Raw genomic sequence first — 9,964 nt, 5'->3', positions numbered from 1 at the left:
GCCAGCAAGGCCGAAACCCGCATCCAGCTCGGCATGAAGATCACGCAAGGGCTCGGCGCCGGCGCCCGCCCCGAGATCGGCCGCGCCGCTGCCGAAGAAACCCTCGACCAGCTCGAAACCAGCCTCGAAGGCGCACACATGTGCTTCATCGCCGCCGGCATGGGCGGTGGTACCGGCACCGGTGCCGCACCCGTCGTTGCCCGCGCGGCGCGTGAAAAGGGCATCCTGACCGTCGGCGTCGTGACCAAGCCGTTCACCTTCGAAGGCAACAAGCGCATGCGCGCCGCCGAGGAAGGCATTGCCGAACTGCAGAAGGTCGTCGACACCCTTATCATCATCCCCAACCAGAACCTCTTCCTCATCGCCAACGCCAACACGACCTTCAAGGAAGCGTTCGCGATGGCCGATCAGGTGCTCCACCAGGGGGTGCGCGGCATCACCGACCTGATGATCATGCCCGGCCTGATCAACCTCGATTTCGCCGATATCCGCACCGTCATGTCCGAAATGGGCAAGGCGATGATGGGCACTGGTGAAGCCACGGGCGAACGCCGTGCCATCGAAGCCGCCGAAAAGGCGATCGCCAACCCGCTGCTCGACGAAGTGTCGATGCGCGGCGCCAAGGGTGTCATCATCAACATCACCGGCGGCGACGATCTGAAGCTGATGGAAGTGGACGAAGCCGCTTCCTACATCCGCGACATGGTCGATACCGAAGCCAACATCATCGTGGGCAGCGCCTTCAACAAGGATCTGGATGGCCTGATGCGGGTGAGCGTGGTCGCCACCGGTATCGATGCCGCCAGCCGCCCGATGCCGGTGCCGGCGCCGCAGAAGAAGGCCGCCGCCCCGGCCTTCCTGTCGCAGCCCAGCATCTTCACCATGCCACCGCCGATCAGCCAGCCTGAACCGGAACTGGGACCGGTGGCTGAAGTGCAGCCGGAACCTGCCCCGATCAGCGAAGCACCGCTGGCCCCGACGCTTGATCTGCCCGTAGGCGAAGAAGCCGTGGCACGCGTTCTCAATACCGTCGAAGCCAAGCTGCCCGAACCCGCCGAAGCGCTGGAAGACGACGCCATGGACCTGGCCGAAATGGGCGAACGGGTGGAGACCAGCTTCACTTTCACGCCGGTCGCGCCGGTCGCTGGCCCGGCGGTGAACCCGCCCGCACCCCCGGCGCCCGAGCCGGTGGCCGAAGATCGCCCGCTGACCCTGTTTGAACGCATGATGGGCATGAGCCGCAAGCCGCGCGCTCCCGAAGCACCGCCGGCAACGCTGGCACCGCAGCCGGAACCGCCGCAGGCCAGTGATGATGATGTGCCCGGTTTCATGAAGCGGCAGGTGAACCGCTGACGCGCGCTTGGGCTGCAGCGGGTGGACGCGCCCCGCAACCCGTTGCAGACCCTTCCATCTGCAAATTGATCAAGGCCCGGCTGGCAACAGCCGGGCCTTTTTTGCGCGGGGGAAAGTCCGCACTGGCGCGTTGTTGATGGCATGAGCCTTGCTGCCATCGCCCTCAATCGCTTCGGCCTTGGCGCCCGGCCCGGCGATGCCGCGCCGGGCGATCCGCGCGGCTGGCTGCTGGCACAGGTGCGCCAGTTTGATCCACGCCCGGTCGTGATCACCGCCCTGCCCGATGCTGCGGCGATGACCCTGCAATATCGGCAGAATCTGGCGCAGCTGCGCCGGCAGGGCGTGGTCGGCGCCCGCCACCCCGGCGATCCCGAACCGCCCAAAGGCGCTGAAGCCGAAGCAGCCAACGAGATGGGGTCCAACCAGGCCCAACGCGAGCGCCGCCAGGCCTTTGCCCAGGCCTATGGCGGCCAAGTGGGTGCGCGGCTGACGCTGGCGCTCACCAGCGCGACGCCCTTTGCCGAACGGCTGGTGCATTTCTGGGCCAATCATTTCGCCATTTCCACCGACAAGCTCGCCACCGCCACCATGGGCGGCCCGCTGGAATTCGAAGCGATCCGTCCCACCATCGCCGGCCGGTTCGTCGACATGCTGCTCGCCGTCACCCGCCATCCGGGGATGCAATTCTATCTCGATCAGGCGCAATCAATCGGTCCGAACAGCCTGCTGGCCGAAGCTGCCCGACGCCGGAACGCACCCCGTCAGCCCGGCCTGAACGAAAATCTCGCTCGCGAAATCCTCGAACTGCACACGCTGGGCGCCGGCAATTACACGCAGGCCGATGTCGCCGGCCTCGCCCGCGCCCTCACCGGCTGGAGCATCGGCGGTTTCGTACGCCGGCCGTTGGGGGTAAGCGCGCCTGATGGGCAGTTCGTCTTTCAGCCGGCCTGGCACGAACCGGGCAATGTCAGCGTCGCCGGCCGCCTCTATCGCCAGAACGGCGAAGCCCAGGCGCTGGCGATCCTCAATGATCTGGCGCTCAATCCGCTCACTGCGCGCCGCCTTGCCGAAAAACTCGCCCGGCATTTCGTCGCCGATGCCCCGCCGCCGGCGCTGGTTGATCGCATGGCCGCCGCCTATCTGGCCAGCGGCGGGCAACTCCTGTCACTTTATCGCGCGCTGATCGACGCGCCGGAAAGCTGGGCCACATCGCTGGCCAAGTTCAAGACGCCTTGGGACTGGCTGGTTTCGTCCCTGCGCGCACTGGGCCGTGAAAACGTGCCGCCGCTGCAGGCCATCGGTGCGCTGCGCGAACTCGGCCAGCCGGTTTGGCGGCCGGGATCGCCAGCGGGTTGGGAGGATGACGCCGCGCGCTGGGCCGCGCCCGATGCGCTGCTGCGCCGCGTCGAAGTCGCCAGTCGTATCGCCGCGCCGCTGGCCGCCAGCATCGATGCGCGCAGCCTTGCCCCGCGCATCCTGCCCGGCACCCTGTCTGCCGCCACCGCCAGCGCCATTGCGCGGGCCGAAAGCCCGGCCGAGGGACTGGCGCTGCTGCTCGTCGCTCCGGAGTTTCTGCGCCGATGATCAATCGCCGTTCCTTGCTGGCGCGTGGCGCCCTCATGGGTGGCTTTGCCCTCACCCCACAGCTGGCGCTGGCGGCGGCCGGCACCGATCAACGCCTGGTGTTCATCATCCTGCGCGGCGCCATGGACGGGCTGGCCGCCATCCCGCCGATTGGCGATGCCCGCCTGAGCCAGTTGCGTGGGGGCCTCGCCCAGCCGCCCCAACAGTTCGGCCCCATGCTGAAACTGACCAGCGATTTCGCCGCCCATCCGGCGCTGAAGTTCTTTGCCGGGCTGTTTGCCGCGGGCGAGGCCGGGGTGGTCCACGCCATTGCCAGCCCCTATCGCGAACGCAGCCATTTCGACGCGCAGAACATCCTCGAAACCGGGGGCAGCGCGGCCTATGCGCTCAAGGATGGCTGGCTGAACCGGCTGCTGCCGCTGCTGCCGGCGGCACCGCCGCCGGTGGCCATTGCTGCCACCCTGCCCGCCCTGTTGCGCGGGCCAGCGCCCACCACCAGCTTTGCCCCCAGTCGCCTGCCCGATGCCAGCGCCAGCCTGAAGGCGCGCGTGGCGGCCCTCTATGAGAATGACGCGCTGCTGCACCGGCTGTGGAGCGAGGCGATGACGACGGAAATGATGGCCGGTGCCAGCGACGGCGGCGGCGCCAACCCGCAGGGCCTTGCCGCCAGCGCCGCCCGCTTGCTCGCCGATCCGTCGGGCCCACGCATCGCCGTGCTCGATTTGGGCGGCTGGGACACGCACGCCGGCCAGGCGCTGCGGCTGGGCAATCAGTTGCGCCAATTGGACGGTGTGATCACCACGCTGAAACAGGGCCTTGGCCCGGCCTGGGCCAATACACTGGTGATCGCCGCCACCGAATTCGGCCGCACCGTGGCGGCCAACGGCACCGGCGGCACTGATCACGGCACGGCAAGCGCGGCGCTGCTGGCTGGCGGCCGATTGAAGGATGGCCCGGCAGCGGGCCGCGTGCTGGGTGATTGGCCGGGCTTGAGCACTCTTTACGAAGGCCGCGATCTGCTGCCAACGACCAGCCTCAACAGCCTTTTTGCCGGTGCCGCCGCCGGGCTGTTCGGGCTTGACCCGGCACTGGTCAGCCGCCGCGTGTTCAGCGCCGCGCCAGCAGCGCCGTTGGCCATCGTCAGGGCGTAAGGGTCTTCAGCAGGAAGTTGCTGCTATCCGTCAGCGCATTGGCCTTGCTGCGAAATGGCTTGGACAAAGCGAGCAATATGCCGATGTGGCCAACGCCAGCATAAAGCCGCACCTCGGCCCGGCCACCCAGATCGGTCACCGCATTGGCCAGCCGCAGGCTGTTGCGCGGCAGCACCGTCGTATCGGCATCACCGTGCAGGAGCAGCAAGGGCGGCGCATCCAGCCTTGCAAAATGGATCGGCTGCGTCTGCACCAGATCGCCCGCATTGCCCATGGCAGCATCCGCCGCGCCGCCCGCCACGAAGGGCAGGAAATCCGCCGGCCCGGCCAGGCTGACCGCCGCCTTGATGCCATCCGCCACACCCCAGCGCCGATCCAGCGCCAGCAACAGCGCGATATGCGCACCCGCCGAATGGCCCATCACCGCCACTTGGCCTGGATCACCACCATGTTTGGCGATATTGGCCGCCACCCACTTCAACGCCGCCGCACCATCTTCCACAAAGGTCGGCCAGCGCACCTGCGGCACCAGCCGATAATCCGGCAGCACCACCACGAAACCGCGCGCCGCTAGCGCCTTTGCCGCAAAGCCATAGCCATCGCGGCCGCCGCTGTTCCAGCTGCCACCATAGAAGAACACGACCACCGGCAGTTTGCCGGTCGCACCCTTGGGCGCCCATATTTCCAGCGTCTGACGGGGATCAGATCCGAACGCGGCGCCGTCCACCAACTGCTTCACCCCGCCATCACCGGGGGTGAGATTGTTGATCCCGTTCAAGGCCCCCAGCCGCGAACAGGCGGCGACGAGCGGGGACAGGGCAGCGACAGTGAGGAGCGAGCGGCGGGACATCATGCCGGCGCGATAAGGGGTTGAAGGAGAAAAGGAAAGCCTCCGCCCCGGATCACGTCCGGGGTGACGTGGGCAGGGACTCGTCCCTGCACCCGTTCGTTGGGCTGGGCTCTCATGTGCCAGCATGAAGGCGCTCTTGAAAGCGGGCTGGCTGAAATCGAACGGGTGCAGGGTCTGCGACCCTTCCCGCCGCAGGCCACTTCTTCCCCTTCCCTTTCGTTCCCGCTATGCTGATACTCACGCACAGGGGAGTCCGCATTATGAAGCTGAACATCAACGGCAAGTCGGTTGACGTCACTGCCGATCCGGACATGCCGCTTTTGTGGGCATTGCGCGACGTGCTGGGCCTGACCGGCACCAAATTCGGCTGCGGCGCCGGCTTCTGCGGGGCCTGCACGGTGCAGCTGGATGGGGAACCGGTGCGCGGCTGCCAGACGCCGGTTTCGGCCGTGGGCACCGCCAAGATCACCACCATTGAAGGGCTTTCCGCCAGCGCCTGGGGCCGCAAGCTGCAGGATGCCTGGGTGGCGCTGGATGTGCCACAGTGCGGCTATTGCCAGGCCGGGCAGTTGCTGGCCGCGGAAGCGCTGCTGCGCACCACGCCGAAGCCGACCGATGCCGATATCGATGCGGCGATGAGCGGCAATATCTGCCGCTGCGCCACCTACACGCGCATCCGCGCCGCCATCAAGCAGGCGGCTGCCGCATGAAGATGAACCGCCGTGCCGTGCTGCAGGCCAGCGTGCTGGCTGGCGGCGGGCTGTCGCTGGGCTGGCAGTTCGGCGGCGGCGCAAAGGCCGCGATGCCGGGGCAGCTTTCGGCATTCGTGCGCATCGGCACGGATGGCAACATCGTCATCGCCGCGCACCAGCCGGAAATCGGCCAAGGGGTGCGCACCAGCTTCCCGATGATGATCGCGGAAGAGCTGGATGTGGATTGGGCCCAGGTGACGGTGCAGCCGGTGCCGGGCGACCGCGCCACCTATGGCGTGCAGCTGGCGGGCGGTTCATCAGCCACCCCCACCCAGTTTGAACGCATGCGCCGGCTGGGCGCAGGCGCGCGCGCCATGCTGGTGCAGGCTGCTGCCAATGCGTGGGGCGTGCCGGCGGGCGAGATCAGCACCGGCAGCGCCATGCTGCACCACAAGGCCAGCGGCCGCAGCACGCGTTATGCCGAAATGGCGCAGGCCGCTGCCGCGCTGACGCCACCCAAGCCCGAGACGTTGCCCCTGAAAGACCCGGCGCAGTTTCGCATATTGGGCACGCGCATCGGCGGCGTAGACAATCGCGCGCTGGTCACCGGCAAGCCGTTGTTCGGCATCGATACCCGCCTGCCCGGCATGGTCTATGCCGCGTTCGCCAAATCCCCGGTGTTCGGCGGCAAGCTGAAGAGCGCCAACCGTGCCGGGGCGCTGGCGGTGCCGGGCGTTAAGGGCCTGATCAACGTCGCCGAGCGCCGCGATCTGAAGACGCAGATCGATGTGGGCTTGCCCGGCATCGAAGTGCTGCCCGAAGGCATCGCCGTGCTTGCCACCAGCACCTGGGCGGCACTGCGTGGCCGCGATGCGCTGGCGGCAGTTTGGGAGGGCGGCGACGCGGCCTTCCAGTCTACCGCCGCGTGGGAAGCCGCCGCCGCCAAGGCGTTCAAGGATGGCCCGCAGAAGCCCGGTTACATGAACCACGGCAACGCACCGGCGAAGATGGCGACGGCTGCGAAGAAGGTGACGGCGGATTACAGCTACCCGTTCCTCGCCCACGCTGCGCTGGAGCCGATCAATGCGACGGCCCATGTGACGGGCGACAAGTGCGAGTTGTGGCTTTCGACGCAGACGCCCGAAGATGCGCGCCGCATGGTGGCGCTGGCGCTGGGCCTGAAGGTGGAGAATGTCACCATCCACCTGATGCGATCGGGTGGCGGTTTCGGCCGGCGTCTGATGAATGATTTCGCCGTGGAAGCCGCCGTGATTGCCAAGGCCGCCGGCGTGCCGGTGAAGCTGACCTGGGACCGCGCACAGGATTTCGCCCATGATTGGCTGCGCCCCGGTGGTTGGCACAAGCTGGAGGCCGGACTGGACGAGAAGGGCGACATCATCGCCTGGCACGATCATTTCGTCAGCTTCGGCGCTGATGGTGCGCTCAATCCGACTGCCGTGATCGATGGATCGCTGTTCCCGTCGGGCGTGATCAAGGATTTCCGCGCCGATGTGACGGTGTTGCCGATCGCTTCCACGCTGGGCTGGCTGCGCGCGCCGATCAACAACGCCTTTGCCTTCGTGACGCAAGGCTTCATCGACGATTGCGCGATTGCCGCCGGGCGTGACCCGCTGGAGTATCGCCGTGGCGTGCTGGGAAGCCCACGCGCCATTCCGATCGCCGAGGAGTTCAGCGGCGAGACCGGCGAGGCGATGAAGGGCACGCCCTACAACACCGGCCGCATGCGCGGGGTGCTGGACAAGGCGGCCGAAATGGCCGGCTGGGGCCGCAAACTGCCACCGCGGCGGGGCCTTGGTATCGCCTTCCACTTCAGCCACCTCGGTTATTTCGCCAATGTGGTGGAAGCCAGCGTGGCCAATGATGGCAGCGTGAAGGTGCATCATGTGTGGGTGGCGGCCGATATCGGCAAGCATATCGTCAACCTGTCGGGCGCCGAAAACCAGGTGCAGGGCAGCGTGATCGATGCGCTGGGTGCCGCGCTGGGCCAGCGCATCACCTTTGCCGATGGCGCGGTGGAGCAGAAGAATTACGGCGATTTCCACCTCGCGCGCATGGACATGGCGCCGGCAGTGGACGTCGCCTTCCTGTCCACCGATTATCCGACCACGGGTTTGGGCGAGCCGGCCTATCCCAGCCTCGCCCCGGCGCTGGCCGGCGCGATTTATCAGGCGACGGGCAAGCGCCTGCGCCAACTGCCGCTCGATACCAGCCAGCTCACCGCGTGAGGCCACTATGAACATCCAGCTCAGCCGCCGCAATTTCCTGTTTGCCAGCGCGGCGGTTGGGGGCGGCCTTTATCTAGGCCTGTCGCCCGAGCGCGCGGACGCCGCAGAAGCGGGGCAACTGAACGCCTGGGTGGTGATTCCGGCGACGGGCCGCATCCGTATCATGGCCAGCAATCCGGAAGTGGGCCAGGGCATCCGCACCAGCCTGCCGATGGTGATCGCCGAGGAGCTGGATGCCGATTGGGCCGCCGTGGAGATCGTGCCGACTCTGGCCGACGCCAAGATCTATGGCCGGCAGGTGGCGGGCGGCAGCCAGGCAATGCCGACCCAGTATGAGCCAATGCGTCGTGTGGGTGCGGGCGCACGCAGCATGATCCTGGCTGCAGCGGCCACCGCGTGGGGCGTGCCGGTGGGTGAGCTCACAACCGACAAGGGCCATGTGGTTCATGGCAGCAAACGCGCGCCCTACGGCCAATTTGCCGCTGCGGCCGCCGCCCTGCCCGTACCGGACATGGCCGGCGTGGCGGTGAAGGACCCGGCGAAATTCCGCCTGATCGGCAGTTTCCAGCCCGGCGTGAACAACCGCGCCATTGTCGCGGGGAAGCAGGATTACGGCATCGATGCGGTGGTGCCGGGCATGATCCACGCCGCCTTCCACAAATCCGGCGTGCAGGGCGCCAAAGTGAAATCGGCCAACCTGGCGGCGGTCAAGGCGATGGGCGGCGTGAAGGACGCGTTCATCGTGGCCGGTACGGAGGAGTATGAAGGCCTGGCCAGCGGCGTCGCCATATTGGCCGACACCACCTGGCACGCCGAACGCGCCCGCGCGGCGCTGAAGGTGGAGTGGAGCGACAGCCCCGCCGCCTTCCAGTCCACCGCCACTTGGGCGAAGCTGGCGGCCGATGCCAAAGGCAAGCCGCCCGCCCTGCCGATCCACGCCAGCGGCGATGTGAGCGCGGCCATGACCAAGGCCGCCAAGCGCGTGGCCGCCGACTATGCCTACCCCTTCATCCCGCACGTGCCGATGGAGCCGATCAACTGCACCGCGCGGGTCGATGGCGACAAGGTCGAGATCTGGGCGCCGACGCAAAATCCGGAACCGGGCCGCGCTGCCGTGGCGAAGCTGCTGGGCGTGCCGCCGGAAAATGTCACCATCCACATGATGCGCGTCGGCGGCGGTTTCGGCCGGCGCTTGCAGAATGATTACATGGTGGAAGCTGCCGCCATCGCCAAGCAGGCCGGCCGGCCGGTGAAGCTGACCTGGACGCGCGAGGACGACATCACCCAGGATTTCCTGCGCCCCGGCGGCTGGCATTATCTGGAAGCCGGGCTGGATGCCCAAGGCCGCTGCATCGCGTGGGACAATCACTTCATCAGCTATGGCCGCGATGGCAAGTTCGCGCGCGCCGCCGGTATTGGCCCCACCGATTTCCCCGCCGGCATCGTCGAGGATTTCCGGCTGGGCGCCACCGTGTTGCCGCTGATCCACACCACCGGCTTCCTGCGAGCGCCGTCCAACAACGCCTTTGGCTTTGTCACCCAGGGCTTCATCGATGAACTGGCGCACGCTGCCGGCGCTGATCCGGTGCAGTATCGCCGCGATTTCTTAGGGGCTCCCCGCATCATCGGCGATCCCAAGTCGCGCGGGCCCTACAACACTGGCCGGATGCGCGCCGTGCTGGACAAGGCCGCCGCCATGGCCGGCTGGGGCCGCAAACTGCCCAAGCGCACCGGGTTGGGCGTCGCCTTCCATTTCAGCCATTTGGGCTATTTCGCCAATGTGATCGAAGCCAGTGTGGCGGCGGACGGCACGGTGAAGGTGCACAAGGTCTGGGTGGCCGGCGATATCGGCCGCCAGATCGTCAATCCCGCCGGAGCGCTCAATCAGGTGCAAGGCAGCATCCTCGACGCGCTGGGCGCGTGCATGGGCCACGAAATCACCTTTGCCGACGGCGCCATCGAACAGCGCAATTTTGGCGACGTGCCAATGCTGCGCAACGAACAGATCCCGCCAATCGAAGTCGCTTTCCTCACCCCGGATTATCCGGTGACGGGGCTGGGTGAGCCGGCCTATCCGGCGGTCGCGCC

7 protein-coding genes are annotated in these 9,964 nt (G+C 67.3%); 6 read left to right on the top strand and 1 reads right to left on the bottom strand.

The window, feature by feature from the left end:
• From ftsZ to RT662_RS11005, 3 genes are all read left to right on the top strand, one after another.
• A partial coding sequence (gene ftsZ, locus RT662_RS11015; RefSeq protein ID WP_313670751.1) for a cell division protein FtsZ occupies positions 1-1,353 on the top strand: 1,353 nt, incomplete at its 5' end.
• A 141-nt stretch (positions 1,354-1,494) separates the two neighbouring features.
• Complete coding sequence (locus tag RT662_RS11010) at positions 1,495-2,937, top strand: DUF1800 domain-containing protein (protein ID WP_313670750.1); 1,443 nt, start codon at positions 1,495-1,497, stop codon at positions 2,935-2,937.
• A complete protein-coding gene (locus RT662_RS11005; RefSeq protein WP_313670749.1) occupies positions 2,934-4,088 on the top strand; it encodes a DUF1501 domain-containing protein in 1,155 nt (384 codons plus the stop codon). The genes RT662_RS11010 and RT662_RS11005 overlap by 4 nt, the downstream gene beginning before the upstream one ends.
• Here RT662_RS11005 and RT662_RS11000 read toward each other — a convergent pair.
• Positions 4,078-4,941, bottom strand: coding sequence for an alpha/beta hydrolase (locus RT662_RS11000; protein WP_313670748.1), 864 nt, complete (start codon positions 4,939-4,941; stop codon positions 4,078-4,080). The two genes, RT662_RS11005 and RT662_RS11000, sit on opposite strands and share 11 nt — an antisense overlap.
• Before the next feature lie 257 nt (positions 4,942-5,198).
• Here RT662_RS11000 and RT662_RS10995 point away from each other — a divergent pair, with 257 nt between their 5' ends.
• From RT662_RS10995 to RT662_RS10985, 3 genes are all read left to right on the top strand, one after another.
• Entirely contained in the window at positions 5,199-5,648 is a 450-nt protein-coding gene (locus RT662_RS10995; protein ID WP_273434544.1) for a (2Fe-2S)-binding protein, read from the top strand.
• Positions 5,645-7,876, top strand: a complete 2,232-nt coding sequence (locus tag RT662_RS10990) for a molybdopterin cofactor-binding domain-containing protein (protein ID WP_313670747.1) — start codon at positions 5,645-5,647, stop codon at positions 7,874-7,876. Before RT662_RS10995 ends, RT662_RS10990 begins: the two co-directional genes overlap by 4 nt.
• A gap of 7 nt (positions 7,877-7,883) precedes the next feature.
• Positions 7,884-9,964: molybdopterin cofactor-binding domain-containing protein (locus RT662_RS10985; protein ID WP_313670746.1), on the top strand; the 2,081-nt coding region annotated here is incomplete at its 3' end.

The sequence above is a fragment of the Sandarakinorhabdus sp. genome (genome assembly GCF_032115815.1).
GTDB lineage: Bacteria > Pseudomonadota > Alphaproteobacteria > Sphingomonadales > Sphingomonadaceae > Sandarakinorhabdus.
This window is presented reverse-complemented; position numbering and strand designations above follow the sequence as displayed.